We start from the raw sequence: 19,042 nt of genomic DNA on the forward strand, positions 1-19,042 counted from the left end.
AGACCGTTCACTCGCACCCCGTAATCATCTCCTTCGGCAGCGCGGACTTGGCGAGGTCCTCGAAATCGGCCCGGTCCGCCTGCGGCTGACTGACCCGGGCGGCCTCACCCGGCACGACCCGCAACAGCACGTGGTGGAACGAGTTGGGGCGAGGACAGTACTCCACGACCGCGGCGCCCCGCGCCCAGGCGACCGAGGAACTGCCGGCCCCGAAGCTCTCCACACCGCTCTGCTGGGCCGGCGCGGGCGGCAGTACGGCACGTCCCACGTGGCGGTCGGCGGTGACGGTCAGGGCGGTCCGGCCGTCCACCCGGATCGTGCAGGACTCCGACGCCCCCTCATCGCCCGATCCGTGGACGCGCTCCTGGACGTCCTGCCGGCCCGGGGGCAGCAGCCGACCGAGCGGCGTGTCGGGCCCGGTGGGCAGTCCGCACAAGGTCGTCGCCCTGCTCCGGTCTCCGTCCGGTTCGTGCGCCCGCCAGTCCAGGTAGCCGACGACCCCGGTCGCCGTGAACGCCACCACCAGTCCCCCGGCGAGCAGCGCCGTCTCGTACCGCCGCATGCCCGTCACCCCTTCCCGTTGGCGGTGCTGTTCGCCACGGCACCCACTGCGCCGCCCTGGGCGGCCTGGTGCCCCGCATGGGTGGCGAGCTGATTGATCTGGTCCATGCTCAGGCCGCTCCCGGCGGCCGCGTCCCGAACGGCCTGGGCCGTGCTGATGCCGCTCGCGTTGCGGCCCTCGTCCGCCTTCTGGCCGGCCTCGTCCTGCGCCGCCGCGAGGGTGTCCTGGTGCGTGCTGTCCACGATGCTCTGCAGCATCTGGCCGAAGACGAAGTCCCCGGCCGCGCCCGCGCCCGGGACCACCGCGGTGGCCTGGTAGACCACGGTGTCGAACGCACCCCGGGCCCACGACGCCCCGTTGGCCACCGCGTCGTTGTAGGCCTTGTCCAAGGCGGCGTGGTCCTTGAACACCGCGTCCGCACGCGCCTCGTTGAGGATCCCGGCGATGGCACCGCCCGAACTCGCCGCGTTGTCCACCGGGATGGCGAGCTTCGTGGTGTCGGTCTCACCCCCGGCGAACGCCGTGTGGATGAGCGCGGTGGTGTACGCCTGCTGGGCGTTGATGACGCTGCCGTACGCCTCCGGATCGCGGCCGAGCTGGTTGAGGACGGCACGAACGTGGGAGGTGTCGAGGTTGGCGGGCGCCCCGTTCACCGGCAGGATGCTGTCGAACTTCGAGAAGGAGTGCTGGACATCCCCCATGTAGTCGGCGACCAGGTGACCAAGGCTGGGGCGCAGCGCGGCGAGCGGGGCGTCCTTGCCGGTGATCCGGGCCAGGCTGCCGCCGTCCTTGCTGTGGCCGAACTCGTCCATCACCTTGGCCATGACCTCGGCCTGGTCCGCGCGGTGTCGGAGCGGAGGGTTGGGCGTCTCGTCGTACGGGTGGCCGCTGGTGGCCGCCTCCAGCGCGTGGCCGAGCGCGGCCGGCCCGCTGGCCAGGGATTTCGCCTGGACGTCCTTGTCGTAGGAGAGGGTGTCCGGTTTGAACTCCTTGTCGTGCGCCAGGTAATGGAGGTAGTCGGCGGGCTTGGGCTTTCCGTTCGGGTTGACCGTGCCGTCGGTGTTGTAGGCGGTGGGCTGGTCGTGGAAGAACTTGGTGGCCGCCTCCGGGCTGTGGCCCAGCGCTTCCAGGATCCCGGTGAGCGGCTGGTAGCCCGCTGCCCCGTCCTGGCCGGCGATGTTGAAGATTCCCCGCTTGTCACCCCCGAAGTCGGGCCAGAACGGCCTCGTCCGGTTGGTGTCCTTGGCGTCGAGCTGGACGACGTGCTCGGCGATCGGGTCGAGGAAGTGCGGGTCGTAGTTCCCGGTCCGCAGGATGCCGGCCAGCACCTGGTACCCGCGGGGGATGTACGGTCGGGTGCCCATCCCGACCGGCGGTTCCTCGGACAGCAGCTCGCAGCCCGCCTTGCGCAGGTCGGCTTCCCACTGGTCCGACAGGTGCGGCTGGTTGGAGGTTCGGGTGGCCGTGGCCAGGGTGGTGCCGAGGTTCTTCTGCAGGTCCCGGTACTGCTGCAGGCGGGCGTCGCTCACACCGTCCACGCCGGAGTCGGCGCCGACCATGTTGTCCCAGAAAACCAAGAGGCCCTTCGGCCCGACCGTCTCGTAGAACCTGGTGGTGAACACCGGGTCGCCGCCGTGGGCGGCCAGCAGGCTGTTGAGTTCCAGGAGTTCGGGGTCGGTGAGCTTCTTGCCCCTGGCGGCGAGCTGGGCGGCGCGCTTGGCGTCCGCCTCGGGGCCGCCTCCGACTGCCTGGGCGTTGAAGGAGCCGTCCTTGTCGGTGGTGGCGTCGGCGCGCAGGGCGAAGCAGGCCCGCTGGTCGGCCTCGGTGGCCTCCCTGAGAACATTCCCGATCCGGTGCTGGAAGCCCTCGGCCTTGGCGCGGCACTTGTCCTGGTAGGTCCGCGACGCCTCCGGGTCGTGCGCGGTCGCCTTGTCCGGCGCCGGCCAGCTGACCGTGCCGCCGTCCTGGCTGACGGTGTATCCAGCGGCCGTGATCTCCGCGACGACCGCTGCGGCCTTGTCCTTGGCGGCCTGGATCTCCTTGGCCGCCTCGCCCAGTACGGAGGCGATCGCGGCGGCCTCGGTCGCAGCGGCGCCAAGCTGGTCGTTGCCGCGCTGGAGGGCGGGCTTGGCCAGTTCCGAGCTCTTGCCCGTCCAGCCCGAGCCGTTGATCTTGGCGACGACGACGCTGTTCCACTCGCCGTCCATCGCCCTGAGCTTCGTCGCGATCTGCTCCCAGGAGGTGGCGGCGGCGGTGAGCACGTCCACCTTGGCGTTGCTCAGATCGTGCAGGTCGACCATGGTGCACTCCCCCCGTCAGCCCTGGAATCCGGCGGCCGCGGCCGAGTTCGTGGACTGGTAGTTGTGGACGCTCGTCCGGAGGTTCTGGGCGAGAGCGCCGATGACCTTGGACAGCGCCAGGATCTGCTTGTCCCAGGTGGTCGACGCCTCCTTGCACGCCGCCCCCACGCCGAAGCCCGGGAGGCCTGCGGCGACCGCCGTCATCTTCTGGTCGGCGCTCTGGCATTCGCCGCTCAGCCGGCAGTTGATCTGCTCGGCGTCCGTGGCGGCTGCGGTCAGTTCCCCGAGCTTGACCGAGAATCCACCGCCGGCGCCGGCCGGCGACTCGGCCGAGTTGAGCCGGGTCCGCGCCGCCTCCTGGCGCTGGGCCTGGGCCGTCAGATTGCCTTCGGCATCGTAGGCCCACGGGTTCATCATCCGGTCGAACGCGGTCCCGCGGTCGGACATCGTCCGCCACTCCCCTCAATGCGCACCGGACGCTCGGTCCGGTGCCCCCCATGAGTAACCGGGCGAGCCTACCGACCGGTAACCTTCGCGTGCGCCCGACCGGTGGAATCACAACGAATCATTGACGGGCGGGAACGCCGGACGCCTGGCCGCGCGCCAAGACCGGGGGTGGCTCCGAGCTGTGACCGGATCGTCCGCCTCCCCGGCCCACCGGCCGGGGAGACGAACCGCAATGTCGCGCCGCGCGAGGGCGGTCAGCTGGGGTCGACGACCTGGGTGACGGTGAACCGGTTCAGGCTGTCGGGGTTCAACCGGTGGCCCTCGACCACCAGGTACTGATCCGCCCCCGCCCGTAGCACCTGGGTCTCCTTCGCCGTCGGCGCGAAGTCGGGGTGTTGGCCGCGGGCCGCCTCCAGTGCGAACGCTCGAGCCTCCTCCAGGGACATCGGCTCGGAGGTCCTGATCTCGGCGCCGAAGCGGTTCTTGGTCAGGCCGATCTCGACCACGACGACGTGGTTGCTCATGATTCCTTCTGCTTCCTTCCGTGTTGATCAATCCGTCAGTCCGCCAGCAGAAAGGTCTCCAGGCTGATCACCCCCGAGACCACCGCGATCGCAGCAAGGGCTCTGGAAGGACCACGACCACTCTCCACAGCGCCCGCAGCGGCCGGCCCTCGCGCCGGCGCGCCGCCCGGCGGGGCGCGGCTGGCTCGACGGCCTGCGCGACGTGGGCCGCACCGGCGCTCCTGCTCACGCGAACTCGCACAGGCGGGGCCGTACCCCCACCGCGGTCAGGGCGAGCGCCGCCGCCAGGGCCGCCGCACCCAGCCCGGCCGTGGCGGCGTCGAGGTCGTCGTCGGTGACGGCGACGGCTCCGTCGAAGGCGCGCTGGTTGATCGCTTGGTCGTCGTCGAGGGCGGCGCTGAGCGCGTCGAAGTCGGCGTTGGACTGGCCCGCGGTGGTGCCGGTGTCGAACGTGACGGCCTCCTTGAGCTTGCCCTGGGCGTTGAGCTCGCGGATCTTCCGGTCGTCGCGCTGGTACTGCTGGAACGCGGCCAGCACCCGTGGTCTTTCACTGGCCGCCGAACCTTCCCCGGAGGAACCCGCCGAGGGTCGGGGTTCGGCAAACGGTCCGCCGTCAGGCCCCACGCCCGGGCGGCGAACCGTTTCCTCGCAGCTCACGCTAGGCGCCATCGAACACCCGTCCGACTGTCTTGACGGGTCCTTGATGCCCTCGACGGTCATCTTGACGAGGCATTGTCGCCGCGGGTCAGGGCCTCGTCTTCCCGTCCCGTCCGCTTGACCGGTGGCCGCCGTGATCGCTGCTCGGCGTCGGCCCTGGAGCCCCGTCTGCAGTGCGCGAAGCAGCGTCGGCTCGTCGTCGACGGCGCGGCTCGATGCCTCGGCCCCCGCGGCCGCCGTCCGCACAGCCGGACGCCGGGCCGCGAGGGCCGAGGGGGTGCACCCGGTGCCGGTGGCACGCGGCACCGGGTGGGTCTACGGGGTCAGCTCTGCCCGGCCTTGCGGCCGTGGTTCGCCTTCTTCTTCCGTCGGGCCTTCTTCTTGCGGGCGCGCTTGGACACGGCGGCCCTCCTTTCGTTCGTCGGGTCGGTGTGCTTCAGGCGGCCTGGCCGACCAGCTGGTCGGCGAGCTTGGCCACGCGCTTCAGCGAGCGCTCCTCCTGGGCGGCCGGGGCGGTCTGCGCGATGACGCCGCCGTCGTAGTACGCGCCGTTGACCAGCTCGACGTCCGGCAGGCAGAGCCGCACCACGGCCGCCGCGCCGTCCGCCGCCGGGGCGCCGGTGCGCCCGTACAGCGGCAACAGGGCGGTGTCGCACTGCCCCGGGTTGAGACTGACCGCGGTGATGCCGGAGCCGACCGGGGCCATGTCGGCGGTCGCCATGGTGAGCGCGAGCTGCGACTGCGCGTAGGCGGCGACCCGCGAGTACTTCTTCACCCGGTGCGGGTCCGACCAGTTCATCGAGGCGGTGCGGTGCAGCGAGGACGACACGTTGACGATCCGCGCGTCCCCGGCCGCCGCGAGCGGGGCGCGCAGCAGCTTCGCCAGCAGGTGCGCGGCCAGGAAGTTGACCTGCAGCGACACCTCGTTGCCGTCGTCGGTCAGGGTGCAGCGCTCGGGCGCCATTACGGCGGCGTTGTTCACCAGCAGGTCCAGCGACGGGTAGTGCTTGACGACCGTACCGGCCAGCACCGCGACCTCGGACAGCTTGCTGAAGTCGGCCGCCAGCTCGACGAGTTGGTCGCGCCGGGCGCCCACGTCGACCAGCCGGGAAACGGCCGCCTCGGCCTCGGCCGTCGTCCTGGCGTGCACCAGCACGGTGGCGCCATGCCCGGCGAGCAGCCGGGCGGTCTCCCAGCCGATGCCGGAGGAGGCACCGGTGACCAGGACGGTACGGGCGGACAGGACGGATTCGGACATGACTCATCCAAGGTGGAAGGGCACCGGCGGGGTGCGAAGGCGGCACGGCGCGAAGCCGTACGCCTCCGGGGCCGCCGGCGCGGGAGGTGTGATGCGGTGGAACGCCCGTCTGCCCCCTGCCCTCGGAGCCCGCCGGGGCAGGGGACGGGCGGCGGTGATGAGCATGGGCACGGCGAACAGCAGCCGGCCCGTACGCGCGGCCGGTGACGGGCGGGAAGGCGCTTGGTCCTACCGGACGGCAGTGGCGACCGCGACAGCGACGACGATCCGCGGCCGGCTATGCGGCGGGCGGTCGTGGTGGCGTGTCGAGCGGTGCATGTCCCCCATCGAAGCCCTCGGGGAGGCCCGGGGCAAGTGCGTTCACCCTCCCTGACGTACCCCTGACGCGCTGCCGACAATTCCTTGACGACGTTGTCCCTCGGGCGCTCGCCAAGGTTCCGTCAGGAGGCGGCCCGCCACCGCCAGGCTTACGTCAACGGGCCGCCGCCGGTTCGCCTCGGCCTGTCGTACTGGACGGATGTCCGCCACCACCTTTCCTGCCACCGACTGGTTCTCCCCCGAACGGCCCGGCGCGCGCGTCCTGCCCGCCCATGTCGCACGGAGCTCCCACGGCGGTTGGTGGGCGGACGACCCCGCCCCGCCCCGGGCGCTGCTGGTGCACTGCGGACCGGAACGCCTGCTGCGTGGCGACCCGGACCGACTGGACCCTGACGTCCTGGCCCGCTTCGGGCGCGGCCAGTTCCACGCCCCCGACCGCTTCCTGCCCCTGCTCGGCCGCACCTTCACCCACCTCACCCCCTGGGTCCGCGTGCTGCACGTCCACGCGGAGCGGCCCCGGCCGGTGTCGCGCCACACGAGGGCGTGGGTGCGGGCGTTGAAGGCCAGTGACGAGACGGCGCTCGACCGGCTCGCCCGACGGTCCGCCCCTGTCGGGTCATCGCCGGACGGCCCGCACTGGACCGCCTCGACGTGGGGTGGCCACCGCGCTCTCGCGGTGAGCGGCTTCGCCTGGGGCGCGTTCATCGGGCCGTACCTGGCCTCGCTCGCCTGCGGCTACCTCGTCGGGCGGAACCACCTCGACATCGCCGTGGCGACCGACCCTGCTTTCCGCCGGCTCGACCTCGCACTCGCCTGCGTCCACGCCGCCACCGCCGCGGCCCACGCGCAGGGGCTCACCGCGACGTGGTCGGCGCCGGTGAGCAACCACGCCAGCCGGGCGCTGGCCGAGGCCGCGGGCTTCCGGCCGGTGCGGCGCGAGGTGTTGTACTGGGCGGGCCCGGCCCTTGCCCGCTGACAGCGGGCGCCTGGGCTTCCGGACCGAGGCCACCACCCCGACCCGCGCTCACCTCCGCGCCAAGAAGGCGTCAGAGCCGCGCCGGACGCCGCCAAGCCCGCGTCAACGACCGCCATCGATTACCTGTCCCGTGGCCGACTTGGACCGCGTCCACCTCGAAGAGGCGCGCACTCCCCTGCGGTGCACTGCCTGGTTCGTCCCGGAACAGGTACTTGCCCGATCCAAGCCGGAGGTTCAGATGGGCCGCATCACCGAGCCTGATGACGGCCCGCTGTCGAAGCACGTCCCGGAGACTGCCGCGCGGCACCATCTGGGCGGCCATCGTGCGACCTACGTTCCGGCGCCGCTCCCACCGATTTTCCAGCGGTCGGAGATCGTCGTCGTGTCCATCATCCTTGCCATCATGGTGTCCGCCGGCGTCGCGCTGGCCCCCATGTCCCCGCCCCTGGCTGCCTTCTGCACGGTGCCGATCCCGCTCCTCCTGATCTACCGGTTCCTACGCGAGAGTCGCGTCAGGAGATCCAGGACGGACGCCGGCCTCCACCTCTACGAGCACGGCCTGGTCGTCGTCGGGCACGGCGAACTGCGCGTGCTGCACTGGGACGCGATGACGGTGTACCAGAACATCGGCCGGTACCACACTTTCGGCCGGAGCAATCGCATCAAGCACGCCTACACGCTGCGCGACCATGGAGGCCAATGGCTCACCATCCGCGAAGGGTTCCCGCGCCCCGAGGAATGGGGCCGACGCATCCAGCAAGCCGTGGCCGACGCGCAACTGACGGGCACGATCGCCGCCCTCCGGTCAGGAGAAATCCTCACGTTCGGCCGTTTCCGGGTGGACCTGACCGGCGTGGAAGCGGGACGCAAACGGGTCCCCTGGTCGCAGGTGGAGGGCGTCGGCGCGAGCAGGCAGGGACTCGTCCGCATCGAGGTCGCCGGGAAGGGAGCGGGGCTGTCCGGCGACCCGGTTCGGATGTTCCCGAACCTCCAGCTCTTCACCTCCTTGGTCGAACAACTCCGGCGATAGCCTTCACACGGGACCATCCTCGGCCACCCTCCCGTTCGGCAGTTCCCGACACACAGTCAGATCAAGAAGCTCCGGTTGACCATGCGACGCCTGAAATTCCGGGCTCATGGCCGAGGGCTCTCGGCAGCTGAGAGGCGGGCGGTGTAGACCGGTGGGCCTTGTGCTCGGCCAGGCCGGCTGCTTCGGCGACAATGGTGGTGCTCTGCTGCAGCGCGGCGCAGTGTAGTTCGAGCGGGCCGGTGATCCGAAGCGAGCGGCCTTGGTCACGGCGGACGATTCAGCCGGAGGCGAGCACCTGGCGGACTGTCTCGTCACCAGCGGCGTGCAGGTGGCGACGAGCAGGCCGGGCAGGTCGAGCACCACCGCCGGCTCCGGCGTGAGCTGCCCTGACCAGACTTGCTGAGTGTCACCCCGCCGAGGTGCCATGCGAGCACCACACAGGAAACTCGCGCACCTCCAGCTCACCCGGCCGACGAGAGTACGAACCGGTAGAGCGAGCCGACGCCCGAGCGCCGTCACGGCCACCGGGTCCGTGCTCGCCAGTACCGCACCGAGGACGAACGCCATCGCGAGTGGCAGGCCGGTCACCGCGACCGCGACATAGCCCGCCGCGGCCACCGAGGCCAGCACGAGGCCGAAGGCGAGGATGGTCACCGGCCGCCACACCGCCCGCAGATCCCGCAGTAACAGTTCCTCGGCGGAGGCGTACAGCAGCGGCGGCAGTACCACGAGGGCGATGGTCTGCGGCGGGATCCGCAGCGCCGGCGTCCCGGGTATCAGCGCGACGGCGATGCCGGGCGAGCACCAGCAGGGAGGGAGCGGGGATGGCGCCAGCGCCGCGCGAAGGTGGCCACGGCCGTGGCCAGCACCACCAGGAAGAGGACGGGCGCCACCGCGCGCATCCGAGGAACCCCTGCTCACGAGAGACGGGGTCGCTGCCGCTGAACGCTGCAGTCCGTCCCCCGTGCCGACCAGGCTTCCCGGCTCACCGCGGGTAATTTTATCGGAGATTTAGCGGGCCTGGACAGCGCCCTGCCCTCGCGCGGGGAAACCTGCCAGGTGAACCGGATCCGGGCCGACCGCTGGCAGACCGTCCACTCCACCCTGCCGCACCGCGTCGGCGCCGAGCTGCGGCCCGAGCTGACCCTCTCCTGGCACGCGCTGTGCATCCTTGACGAGGGATCCGCACGGCAGGCCCCGCCCGCGCGAGTGGCGGCTCACACGAGTCGAGGGCCCGGCGGGGCTACCGATCGGCGACCGCTCCCGAACCTGAGCTGTCGGCCGCCCACGGCACCGGATGCGGTGTGAAGTTGGGCCGCTCCCTGGTGGGTTCGTAGCGGCGCTGCCAGATGGGGGTGGTGGAGCCGCTGGTGGCCGGGACGATGGCCGACCAGTCGGCCGGGCAGCCTCGGCCGTGCTTCTGCTCGCGCTCCTCGTGCCGGACGAACTGCTTGGTGGCGAAGTGGTGGTCGATGATGGACACCCCGGCCTGGTCGTAGGAGTGCAGCACGGCCGCGGTGAGTTCCAGCATCGCGCGATCGCGCCAGAGCGTGCGGTCCCGGCTGGTGTCCAGGCCCATCCCGCGGGCGACCTCGGGGAGCTTGTCGTAGCGGTTGGTGTCGGACAGGTTGCGGGCGCCGATCTCGGTGCAGGTGTACCAGGCGCTGAACGGTGCCAAGGTGTAGCGCAGACCGCCCAGTTCGAGGACCTGGTCGGAGATGGTGGGAAAGGCGTGCCAGCGCAGGCCGAGCCCTTCGAACCACGGGTGGTCGGGGTGGCTGATCCGCACCTCGGGGACGGCGTCCGCAGGCAGTTCGAACCAGCGCGGTTCACGCCCTGGCCACTGCACGACCAGCGGCAGCACGTCGTACTCGGTGCCCCGCCCCCGCCACCCCATCCGCAGCACAGCCTCGGTGAACTCCACCGTCTCGGGGTCACCCAGCACCGACCCGTCGTGCCGCCGGTAGCCGGCGTAGCGGATGAGCTGTCCGTTCCACACCCTGGGTCCGGGCGTGCCGGGCTCGGCCGGGGTGAAGGCGGTCAGCAGCAGGCGGACCTTCCCACCGTTCCAGGCCAGCCGCAGATGCTCGACCAGCACCTCGAACAGGCCGCTCTCGTCGCAGCCGCCGACCCCGACCTCGCGGCAGTCCCAGACGTCCAGCCCCTTCCAGTAGAACTTCCCGATGCACTGCGGGTTGTTGCGCCAGGCGATCCGAGCGCCCTGCAGAAGCTCCAGGTCGCTCTGCCAGTAGCCGCCCGTAGCGGCTAACTCGGCCGTGAGCTCCCCGGTCCGCCGCTGTGCCGCCTCGGCCGACAGGTGTCCCTCGGCGGCGAGCTGCCGCAGCAGGTCGGCGGCCTCGGCGGCCACCGGGCCGGCGGGCTGGGCGGAGGGTACGGACGGTGTCGCGCGCAGGTGCGAGGTCTTCACGATGAGCCCCTTGTCAACGGCGAGAGATAGGCACCCAGTTCACACAAACGAAACATCTGACCGTGGTCGGACACTACGCGAGGAGGACGCCGGACCCGTATCCCTCCGATGCCGATTTGACGAAACCCATGCGACCTGCCGCCACCCCGGGATAGGTCAAATCAGCTGCCGACCAGCAGGCTTGACCGCCCGGCCGGCCGTCATCGACGCGCCACCGAACCCTTTGGCGACAGCGCGAGTTGACGACGTGACAAGCCATCCGTCGCGCCAACGGGTGCGGACGGCAGCTGCTCGGGTACGCTCGGCGCCCGGAGCGCCGGGAAGCCTGGTCGGCAGTGGACAACGTCCTGCCAACTGGAGCTTCCCGTGCCCGTCATGTCGTTCCCGGCAATCCGTCAGAGCACCCCCATCAGCGGGCTTCCTGGCGCCGCAAACGGCTGCGCACCAACCTGTGGCTGGTCCCGGCCGTCGAGGCACTGCTCATCTCGCTGCTCTTCGCGGCCACCATCACCCTGGACCGCCTCGCTTACGACGGCCGGATCACCTTCGCCGACTGGGTACTGAGCGGGACGGCCGACGGCGCACGCCAGATCCTCACCACCATCGCCGCCGCCCTCATCACCGTGGTCGGGCTGGTCTTCTCGATCACCATCGTGGCCCTGACACTGGCCTCCACCCACTTCGGCCCTCGGATGCTGCGCACCTTCATCCGCGACCGGGCCACCCAGCTGACCCTGGGCACCTTCGTGGCCACCTTCTCCTACACCGTGCTGGCCCTGGTCGCGATAAGCCCCGGCCCGCACGGCGACTTCGCACCGCACCTGTCGACCACGCTCGCACTCGGCTTCACCCTGGTCGACCTCGGCATGCTGATCTACTTCATCCACCACATCGCCACCATGATCCAGCTGCCGCAGGTCATCGCGGTCATCGCCGACGACCTGGCCCGGGCCATCGCGGCCCAGAGCGGTGCCGACCGGCCACCGGCGCCCCGCTCCGAGTGCGGACCCGGAGCCGGCGACCTGCTGCGCCAGGTAGACGAGTCCGGGACGGTGATACCGACCCCAGTCACCGGCTACCTGCAGTTCCTCAAGCACGACGAGCTGGTCCGGCTAGCCGAAGCCGCCGATGCGGTCCTCCATCTCCCCTACCGCCCCGGCCACTTCCTGGTCCAGGGCCAACCCCTTGCCGTGATCTGGCCGCCCGTCGCCGCACCCCAACTCGACGCCCAGCTGCCCCGGGTACAGGTGACGGGCCCGTACCGCACCCTGACCCAGGACGTCTCCTTCGGCTTCGACCAGTTGGTGGAGATCGCCATCCGCACCCTCTCCCCCGCCGTCAACGACACCTTCACCGCGCTGACCTGCATCGACTGGCTGAGCCACTGCCTGTGCCGGATCACCCATGGCTGGCACCCCCAGCGCGTCCACCGCGACCAGGCCGGCCGCATCCGCGTCATCGCCTACCAGGCCGATTACGACCGCCTGGTCCAACGCGCCTCTCGAGAAGATCCGCCAGTGCTCGGTCGGCATGCCCGCCGTGATGATCCGCCAGTTGGACGCGCTGTGACGGGTCATGGAGCAGACCACGATCCCGCACCGGCGCGAGGCCCCGATGGAGCAGGGCGCGATGATCTGGCGAGGCTGCGAAGCGACGGTGCCCGAGCCGGCCGATCGCGAGCACGTGCTGCGCCGCTACGAGGCACTGCTCGCACTCCACCGGGCAGCGGATTCGCCGGTGGAGGCCGCAGGGATGGGCGCGCCCGCACCCCTGGCTTCAACGGCTCCGATATCAACCTGACGACCACCCAGTTCTGCCGTCATTTGGACGCTGTAAACACTCCGTCAGGGGTGCGTCAGGGAAAGGGGCGAGCCACACGGACAGCCCTAGCATCCAAAGATCGTCTTCCGTGGACGAACGTCATCTGTCCAACGATCGGGGTAGCTTCACCATGCACGCTTTCTCACGCCATCGGGGCACGCTCGTCCACCGCGCCGTAGCCGGCACCATGCTGTCCGCGCTGGCTGTCACGGGCCTGGTGGCCGCCCCACAGCGGGCAGCGGCAGCCGACTGCTCGGGACAGTCCACCGTCGGCGGCGGCAACTGCACCACTGCCCTGATCAACGCCGTGGGCGACGAGGTCAGGCTCTTCGTCAACGCGGCCCACATCGCGAAGTCCGACAACGCCCGGTTCACCCAGGACGCGGCCGGCAAGCTCAGCACCCTGGCGCCCGGCTACAACATCATGGTCTTCAAGTACGACGGCACCGACGCCTACGACACCAAGTGGTTCGTCAACCCCTACACGGCGAACATGAACTCGGTGGTGGTCGACACCACCGTCAAGCTGGAGCACCACGACTCGGAGGGCGGCCCACTCGGCTACGACGACTTCCGGATCTGGATCTTCGCGGGCGACTCGACCTTCACCAACATGGGCGACGGCGGCTACGTGAACTGGGCCTTCGTCGGCAACGACAGCGACCGGAGCGTGGTCCGGCACAGGTCGTGCGGGTGGGCCGCCTGCGACCACACCGACCGGATCATCCACTTCCCGGGCCGCACCGTCCCGGGCACCAGTTCGGGCGGTCCGGCCGATCCCGGCGTTCCGGCCACGCCCGGCATACCGGTCATCGTCCCGGGCGTCCCGAAGGACCCCGGCACCCCGCTCGACCCCGGCGTCCCGGCCACTCCGGGTCTTCCGCTCAACCCAGGCGTCCCCGCGACCCCGGGCGTCCCGGCCCACCCCGGCATGCCCTCCGGCGGCGTCAGCGGCACGCTCCACCCTCGGGTGAAGAACGGGCAGGGCGTCGCCTCCACCGGTTCGAACGCGGGTGCGGCGGTGATCGCCGGTGGCGGCAACGGCAGCGACTCCGCTTGGCTGTTCACTCCGATCGGCGGCGGCCGTTACAAGATCACTAGCGCCGCAACCGGTATGGCCCTCACCGAGAACACCCACAGCTACCTCGCCGAGACCCGGCCCTGGAGCGGCGCCGCCGAGCAGAAGTGGGAGATCGCCGGCCAGAGCGGCGGCCGGTTCCAGATCCGGATCAGCGCCGACGACTGCCTGACGTACGACGAGAACTCCAAGGCCCTTGGCGTCTGGACCTGCAACAACGCCTGGCCCCAGCAGTGGAGCCTCCAGTCCTGAACGAGAGCTGGGAGCACGAACTCCCGGTCAACTGAACAGCACCTGCCGAACCGGCCAGGCGGGCCGGTTCGGCAAGTGCTGCTCTACCCCGTGGACGTCGTCGGGCTGCGCCGGGCCGGCCCCGCCCGGATCCTCACCCTGGCGGGCGGCTCCGAGCTCAGCGCTGAGGCGGCGAGGCGGCGAGGCGGCGAGGCGGCGAGGTTCATCCTCACCAGGTTGGCTTCGTGGGCGGGCGAGGACCCCCTGGCCGTCGCGCTCATGCACCGCTACCGGGCAGGCGTCTGACGCTCTGCCACGGCCGCGGGGCCCGTTAAAATCCAGAAGGCGCAGCCGGGCGGCCTACCAGACCCAAGACTGCGGATCCTCTCAACTGACGCCATGTCAATTACACGTAAGTTTCGGATCATCGCCCAGTGTTGGCCAGCCTGCGGTGGCACCATGGAGGCCGGTGCGCCGACGAACGGAGAGTCCGGTGAGCAGTCTCAACAAGGGTCTGGAACGGGTCGAAGTGGGCCTAATGTGGGATCCGAGTCCCGCAGGCTCGGTGCCCCACGACCTGGACCTCGTCGCAGCGACGTACACCGAGGACGCCCCGTCCGGCGCTCCCGCCTACCTCGTGCATTTCGACAGCCGCTCTCCCGATGGCACGATCACGCTCAGCAGGGACAGCCGTGACGGCAAGGGCCTCGGTGTCGACGAGCGCCTCATCCTGGAACTCGACCGCCTGGCGCACCGCTACATCCGAGTGGTCGTGGGCGTCGCCATCCAGCAGCACAACGGCCGGCTGACCTTCGCAGGCATAGCCCACCCCGCTGTACGGATCCGCAATAGGCACGATGAACTCGCGGCGGTGGACTTCACCGAGGTCGGCGAGGCAACGGCTGCGAGGGTCGCGGAATTCGTCCGGGACGATTCAGGAGCCTGGGGATTCCATGCCGGCGTCTCCGGCTTCGATGCCGATCCGGCGACCTTCGTGACGATCATGGGCAGTTAGGGAGCTGCCGCCCCGAGGGAGTATCCGGCGGCCGGCACGCCGGCGACACGGCAGCCGGCCGTGATCGTGCCGAGCGTGGCGTATTCAAGAGCGAACCCGCGCTCCAGCAGAGCCTGGCAGCTCATGGGATTCGAGCTCGTCATACGGGACAGTCTGGCTGACACAACATCGCCACGCAGACCCGCTCCCGACCGAGCGTGTACGGGAGGTCGCGATACCACCACCCCGTGACAGCGGTTCAGCTTCGCGCGGCCTGGCGGTTCAAGGCGATGCGGCGCGCGTCCGTCCGGCAGTCGCACTGCGGTATCGTCCGCCCCGATGCACCAGGTCTGCGGCCCCGCAGCCCGCACCGGGGAGGACCACCATGGCCGATCGCAGCGCGGTACTGCGGCCGCCGGACGCTCATCGTCCGAGCGCGCAGGACACTGCGCGCCTCGCGCTGGTGATCGGCGCCCTGGGGGTGGTCTTCGGTGACATCGGGACCAGCCCCATCTACACCCTGCAGACCGTCTTCAACCCGAGCGATCCGCATCCCGTCCCGGTCACCCCAGGAAACGTGTACGGGGTGGTGTCGCTGGTGTTCTGGTCGGTGGTAATCATCGTCCTGGTCACCTACGTGCTGCTGGCGATGCGCGCCAGCAGCACGTAGGGCGAGGGCGGCATCATGGCTCTGATCACCCTGCTGCGGCGGGCCGGCTCACCGCGGGGCCGGCGCACCACCGCGGTCCTGGCCGCGCTGGGTATCTTCGGCGCGTCGCTGTTCTTCGGCGACAGCATGATCACCCCGGCGATCTCGGTGCTGTCCGCCATGGAGGGACTCAAGGTCGTCGAGCCCTCGCTGGAGAATGCCGTCGTGCCGGGCACCGCGGCGATCATCGTGGTGCTGTTCCTGGTGCAGCGCAAGGGATCCGCAGCAGTGGGCCGGCTGTTCGGACCGGTGATGATCGCCTGGTTCCTGGCCATCGGAGCCTGCGGCGTATCCGGCATCGCCGACCACCCGCAGATCCTCAGGGCACTGTCACCCAGCTACGCGCTGAGCTTCCTGTTCGGCCACTTCGGCACCGCGTTCTTCGCGCTGGCCGCGATCGTGCTCGCGGTCACCGGCGCCGAGGCCCTCTACGCCGACATGGGACACTTCGGGCGCCCGGCGATCACCCGCGGCTGGCTGTTCCTCGTCTTCCCCGCCTGCGTGCTGAGCTACCTCGGCCAGGGCGCCCTGATCCTCGACGACCCGAAGAACATCAGCAGCCCGTTCTTCCTGCTCGTGCCCGGCTGGGGACGGATCGCGATGGTCGTGCTGGCCACCGCGGCCACGGTGATCGCCTCCCAGGCGGTGATCACCGGCGCCTACTCGGTCGCCTCCCAGGCCGCCCAGCTCGGCTACCTGCCCCGGCTGCGCATCGCGTACACCTCAGAGTCCACCATGGGCCAGATCTACGTCCCCTGGATCAACTGGCTGCTGATGGTCTCGGTACTCACCCTGGTCTTCGCCTTCCGCAGCTCCACCGCACTGGCCTTCGCGTTCGGCATGGCGGTCACCGGCACCATCACCATCACCACCCTGCTCTTCTTCTACGTCGCCCGTGCGAGATGGGGCACCCCGGTATGGCTGGTCGCCATCGGCGCGATCGTGCTGCTCTCCGTCGACCTGCTGTTCGTGGCGGCCAACGCGACCAAGCTCGTCCACGGCGCGTGGCTCCCACTGCTGATCGGCCTCACCGCGTTCACCATCATGACAACCTGGCAGCGCGGGCGCGACATCGTCACCACGGAGCGGGCACGCCACGAAGGCCCGTTGCGCGAGTTCGTCGACCAGCTCCACAGCGGCCAGGCGCCGGCGCTGCGGGTCCCCGGCACCGCCGTCTTCCTCAACCGCGGCGAGCAGACCGCGCCGCTGGCCATGCGGGCCAACGTCGAGCACAACCACGTGCGGCACGACCAGGTCGTGATCCTCTCCATCGAGACCGAGCCCGTACCCCGCATCCCGGCCGACCAGCGGATCCTCCTCGACCACCTCGGCCCCACCGAGGACGGGATCATCCACGTCACCGCCCGGTTCGGCTACATGGAGACCCCAGACGTGCCCGCCGCACTGACGCTGCTCGACCCCACCCAGACCGAGGGACAACTCCAACTCGACCAGGCCTCCTACTTCCTGTCGAAGATCGAGCTCCGACGCGGAAAGGCCCCGACAATGGCGCCCTGGCGCAAGCGGCTGTTCATCGCCACCTCCTACATCACGGCCGACGCCGCCGAGTACTTCGGCCTCCCCCGCGACCGCACCGTCATCATGGGCTCCCACATCGAGGTATAGGCACGCCGTCCCTGCGGCGCGAATCTTCGCGGCCCACACCACTTGGCGGGCAATCTAGCCAGCCGCTCGGCCGCACCAACCGGAGTCCGAATACCCCGCAGCTATCACCCTCTGTAGTCCTCCTGCGCGTCGAACCTGACGCAGAACTCGGGCAAGCAGCTCTCCCTGGGCCGAGTACCTCACCACCTGCGGGCAATCACCGAAAGTCGCAGGTCAGAGCGATGGTTCCGCGTTGGTGATCGCATGGTGGTCGCAGCAGCCCATCCAGACGCGGGATCTGTAGCCTCACGGGCTGATCAAGGAGTCATGACCGCAGGAGGCAGAGGAAAGTGCGCAGTTCGGGGCGCCAGCGGGGCCGGGTCTACCGTCGGTGCGGATGTCGCGACGCGGATCGGCGCCAGCTCGGGGCCGGGTGTCCGAGTCTTGCCGAGGAGGGGCACGGCACGTGGACCTTCGCAGTCGACATCCCCTCCCTCGACGGCCGCAGGCGCACCGTGCGCCGCAGCGGTTTCGAGGATGCGTGGCACGCGGAGGGCGCGTTGCGACGCCTGCTCGAAGGGCGGCGGCTGGGCTTCGACGCCCACCCGCACGAGACAGTGGCCGCCTACCTGACCAAGTGGCTGAAGTCGATGGAGTTCCTACTCAAGCCCACCACGTACGCGCGCTACCGCACCTACGTGCTCTGCGAATTGATACCGGTGTTCGGCCAGATGCGCCTGGAGGAGCTCGCCCACGACCACATCGCCGCCTACACGCACCAACAGCTCGAGGCCGGCCGCGGCCGCCAAGCCGTCTACCACTGCCTGGCAACGCTCTCCAGCGCCCTGGGCACCGCCGTCCGCAACCACGGGCTCCCCTTCAACGCCGCACAGCCCCTGCCCATGCGCCGGCCCCGCGCCGACGAACGCGTGCCCTGGAGCGCCGAGCAGGCCGTCGAGTTCCTCACCCACTGCCGAGGCGTCGACCCCGCCTTCGCCGACCTCTTCGAGGTCATCATCGGCACCGGCCTGCGCAAGGGAGAGGCACTCGGTCTCCAACGCCAGTGCGTCCGGATCGACGACCGCGTCATGTACATCCGTCACACGCTCTCCGCGATCGACAACCACGAGCTCGTCCTGACCGCGCCGAAGACCAAGAAGAGCCGCAACTGGGTGCCCCTGTCCGACCGCGTCGCCGCGGCCCTCCAACGCGCCATGGCGAGAAACACCTCCACCGACAACGACCACGTCTTCCAGGACTCCGACGGCAAGCCCCTCCACCCGGCCGCGGTCCGCCGGCGCTTCCACGAACTGCGCAAGCAGGCCGGACTTCCACACGTCACCATCCACGACCTGCGACACCTGGCTGCCACGCTCGCCCTGGAGGGCAACGTCTCCATGGCCGTCATCTCCAAAACGCTGCGACACTCCACACTCTCGACCACCGCCAACATCTACAGCCACTTGACCTGGGACGTTGCCATGGCGGCGGTGCACACCATCGAGGCCAGGCTCTGCCTCGTCGAGGCCCGCACGCGATCCGGCAGCAACGCCCTCGCCCCCAGCAGATCCCTGCCGAACCCGCTCTTCAGCCACGCAGCCTGACGGCTACGCGGCCACAGCCGACTCGGCCCACCGAGCCACTCGCACCGCGGCAAGAGCCGACAGGCAGGCGTCACCGCCGGTCCGGCAATGACGCCCAATCAGGCACGCGGCTCATTAGACCAGCTGACGCCGCGGGTCCCACAGCCATGCCCAATTACGGGGAACCCCCACCCGCTTCAACGCCGGAGAGAAGCTCAATCGGCTGGCGATTACGCTCAGCTACTTCGAGCGAACGAATAAAAGCCGCATAACGGTTGCGCCAGAGCATCCCAAGCCCCCGGATACACCCCCTGATGCGACGCGAACGAGCGTTCACGACCACACTGCGACCACCAACCACGAAGGCCGGCTCCGCCATCCAGCGGAAACGGCCTCTGACCTGCAGTGATGCAAGTCGGGACGACAGGATTTGAACCTGCGACCCCTTGACCCCCAGCGGTCGAAAGGGCGTCCGACTGATGCTCCTCAGTCCGAATCCCGCAGGTCAGGGCCTACCTCGT

The 19,042-nt window shown here is 70.1% G+C and carries 16 protein-coding genes and 1 pseudogene; 9 read left to right on the forward strand and 8 right to left on the reverse strand.

The window, feature by feature from the left end:
- Positions 1 to 7: 7 nt before the first annotated feature.
- The 6 genes from BOQ63_RS14865 to BOQ63_RS14890 form a co-directional block, all read right to left on the reverse strand.
- Positions 8 to 562 (reverse strand): hypothetical protein, encoded by a 555-nt coding sequence (locus BOQ63_RS14865; protein ID WP_072654421.1) that lies wholly within the window; start codon positions 560 to 562, stop codon positions 8 to 10.
- 5 nt (positions 563 to 567) lie between these two features.
- Positions 568 to 2,862 carry a hypothetical protein gene (locus BOQ63_RS14870; RefSeq protein ID WP_072654422.1) on the reverse strand — a complete coding sequence of 765 codons (2,295 nt, stop codon included), beginning with the start codon at positions 2,860 to 2,862 and terminating at the stop codon, positions 568 to 570.
- Positions 2,863 to 2,877: 15 nt separating this feature from the next.
- A complete protein-coding gene (locus BOQ63_RS14875; RefSeq protein ID WP_030289253.1) occupies positions 2,878 to 3,309 on the reverse strand; it encodes a type VII secretion target in 432 nt (143 codons plus the stop codon).
- A gap of 254 nt (positions 3,310 to 3,563) precedes the next feature.
- Positions 3,564 to 3,833: a hypothetical protein gene (locus tag BOQ63_RS14880; RefSeq protein WP_030289256.1), complete on the reverse strand. Its 270-nt coding sequence runs from the start codon at positions 3,831 to 3,833 to the stop codon at positions 3,564 to 3,566.
- Between the two features lie 225 nt (positions 3,834 to 4,058).
- Positions 4,059 to 4,370: a hypothetical protein gene (locus BOQ63_RS14885; RefSeq protein ID WP_150475913.1), complete on the reverse strand. Its 312-nt coding sequence runs from the start codon at positions 4,368 to 4,370 to the stop codon at positions 4,059 to 4,061.
- Between the two features lie 556 nt (positions 4,371 to 4,926).
- The gene (locus BOQ63_RS14890; protein WP_030289259.1) at positions 4,927 to 5,748 is read right to left on the reverse strand and encodes an SDR family NAD(P)-dependent oxidoreductase; all 822 of its coding nucleotides are present in this window, start codon (positions 5,746 to 5,748) and stop codon (positions 4,927 to 4,929) included.
- Positions 5,749 to 6,265: 517 nt separating this feature from the next.
- On the opposite strand from BOQ63_RS14890, the gene BOQ63_RS14895 reads away from it, so the two are divergent.
- On the forward strand, positions 6,266 to 7,042 hold the full coding sequence (locus BOQ63_RS14895) for a GNAT family N-acetyltransferase (RefSeq protein WP_051747204.1): 777 nt from the start codon (positions 6,266 to 6,268) through the stop codon (positions 7,040 to 7,042).
- A 238-nt stretch (positions 7,043 to 7,280) separates the two neighbouring features.
- Entirely contained in the window at positions 7,281 to 8,072 is a 792-nt protein-coding gene (locus BOQ63_RS14900; protein ID WP_143174728.1) for a DUF6585 family protein, read from the forward strand.
- A gap of 3 nt (positions 8,073 to 8,075) precedes the next feature.
- On the opposite strand, the gene BOQ63_RS14905 is transcribed toward BOQ63_RS14900, so the two are convergent.
- Together BOQ63_RS14905 and BOQ63_RS14910 are read right to left on the reverse strand one after the other, a co-directional pair.
- Positions 8,076 to 8,801, reverse strand: coding sequence for a cation:proton antiporter domain-containing protein (locus tag BOQ63_RS14905; RefSeq protein ID WP_454132198.1), 726 nt, complete (start codon positions 8,799 to 8,801; stop codon positions 8,076 to 8,078).
- Between the two features lie 514 nt (positions 8,802 to 9,315).
- Positions 9,316 to 10,500 (reverse strand): nitric oxide synthase oxygenase, encoded by a 1,185-nt coding sequence (locus BOQ63_RS14910; RefSeq protein WP_167395735.1) that lies wholly within the window; start codon positions 10,498 to 10,500, stop codon positions 9,316 to 9,318.
- Positions 10,501 to 10,835: 335 nt separating this feature from the next.
- Here BOQ63_RS14910 and BOQ63_RS14915 point away from each other — a divergent pair, with 335 nt between their 5' ends.
- From BOQ63_RS14915 to BOQ63_RS14945, 7 genes and pseudogenes are all read left to right on the forward strand, one after another.
- Positions 10,836 to 12,500, forward strand: a complete 1,665-nt coding sequence (locus BOQ63_RS14915; RefSeq protein ID WP_072654427.1) for a DUF2254 domain-containing protein — start codon at positions 10,836 to 10,838, stop codon at positions 12,498 to 12,500.
- Complete coding sequence (locus BOQ63_RS14920; protein ID WP_051747207.1) at positions 12,452 to 13,651, forward strand: RICIN domain-containing protein; 1,200 nt, start codon at positions 12,452 to 12,454, stop codon at positions 13,649 to 13,651. Before BOQ63_RS14915 ends, BOQ63_RS14920 begins: the two co-directional genes overlap by 49 nt.
- A gap of 75 nt (positions 13,652 to 13,726) precedes the next feature.
- Positions 13,727 to 13,936 (forward strand): hypothetical protein, encoded by a 210-nt coding sequence (locus tag BOQ63_RS14925; protein WP_072654428.1) that lies wholly within the window; start codon positions 13,727 to 13,729, stop codon positions 13,934 to 13,936.
- Positions 13,937 to 14,123: 187 nt separating this feature from the next.
- Positions 14,124 to 14,645 carry a TerD family protein gene (locus tag BOQ63_RS14930; RefSeq protein ID WP_030289270.1) on the forward strand — a complete coding sequence of 174 codons (522 nt, stop codon included), beginning with the start codon at positions 14,124 to 14,126 and terminating at the stop codon, positions 14,643 to 14,645.
- A 364-nt stretch (positions 14,646 to 15,009) separates the two neighbouring features.
- Positions 15,010 to 16,389, forward strand: a pseudogene (locus tag BOQ63_RS14935) (KUP/HAK/KT family potassium transporter); the annotation flags it as partial.
- Positions 16,378 to 16,959, forward strand: coding sequence for a KUP/HAK/KT family potassium transporter (locus tag BOQ63_RS14940; RefSeq protein ID WP_499504901.1), 582 nt, complete (start codon positions 16,378 to 16,380; stop codon positions 16,957 to 16,959). The pseudogene BOQ63_RS14935 and the gene BOQ63_RS14940, both read left to right, overlap by 12 nt.
- Positions 16,960 to 17,498: 539 nt before the next feature.
- Entirely contained in the window at positions 17,499 to 18,542 is a 1,044-nt protein-coding gene (locus tag BOQ63_RS14945; RefSeq protein ID WP_051747208.1) for a tyrosine-type recombinase/integrase, read from the forward strand.
- The last annotated feature ends 500 nt before the right edge of the window (positions 18,543 to 19,042 follow it).

Source organism: Streptomyces viridifaciens, from assembly GCF_001888885.2.
GTDB classification, from domain to species: domain Bacteria; phylum Actinomycetota; class Actinomycetes; order Streptomycetales; family Streptomycetaceae; genus Kitasatospora; species Kitasatospora aureofaciens.

Excerpts from the sequence above, each read along its gene's own strand:
- BOQ63_RS14865 (WP_072654421.1), bottom strand. The coding sequence starts at position 562 with ATGCGGCGGTACGAGACGGCGCTGCTCGCCGGGGGACTGGTGGTGGCG.
- BOQ63_RS14870 (WP_072654422.1), bottom strand. The coding sequence starts at position 2,862 with ATGGTCGACCTGCACGATCTGAGCAACGCCAAGGTGGACGTGCTCACC.
- BOQ63_RS14875 (WP_030289253.1), bottom strand. The coding sequence starts at position 3,309 with ATGTCCGACCGCGGGACCGCGTTCGACCGGATGATGAACCCGTGGGCC.
- BOQ63_RS14880 (WP_030289256.1), bottom strand. The coding sequence starts at position 3,833 with ATGAGCAACCACGTCGTCGTGGTCGAGATCGGCCTGACCAAGAACCGC.
- BOQ63_RS14890 (WP_030289259.1), bottom strand. The coding sequence starts at position 5,748 with ATGTCCGAATCCGTCCTGTCCGCCCGTACCGTCCTGGTCACCGGTGCC.
- BOQ63_RS14895 (WP_051747204.1), top strand. The coding sequence starts at position 6,266 with ATGTCCGCCACCACCTTTCCTGCCACCGACTGGTTCTCCCCCGAACGG.
- BOQ63_RS14900 (WP_143174728.1), top strand. The coding sequence starts at position 7,281 with ATGGGCCGCATCACCGAGCCTGATGACGGCCCGCTGTCGAAGCACGTC.
- BOQ63_RS14920 (WP_051747207.1), top strand. The coding sequence starts at position 12,452 with ATGCACGCTTTCTCACGCCATCGGGGCACGCTCGTCCACCGCGCCGTA.
- BOQ63_RS14940 (WP_499504901.1), top strand. The coding sequence starts at position 16,378 with ATGACAACCTGGCAGCGCGGGCGCGACATCGTCACCACGGAGCGGGCA.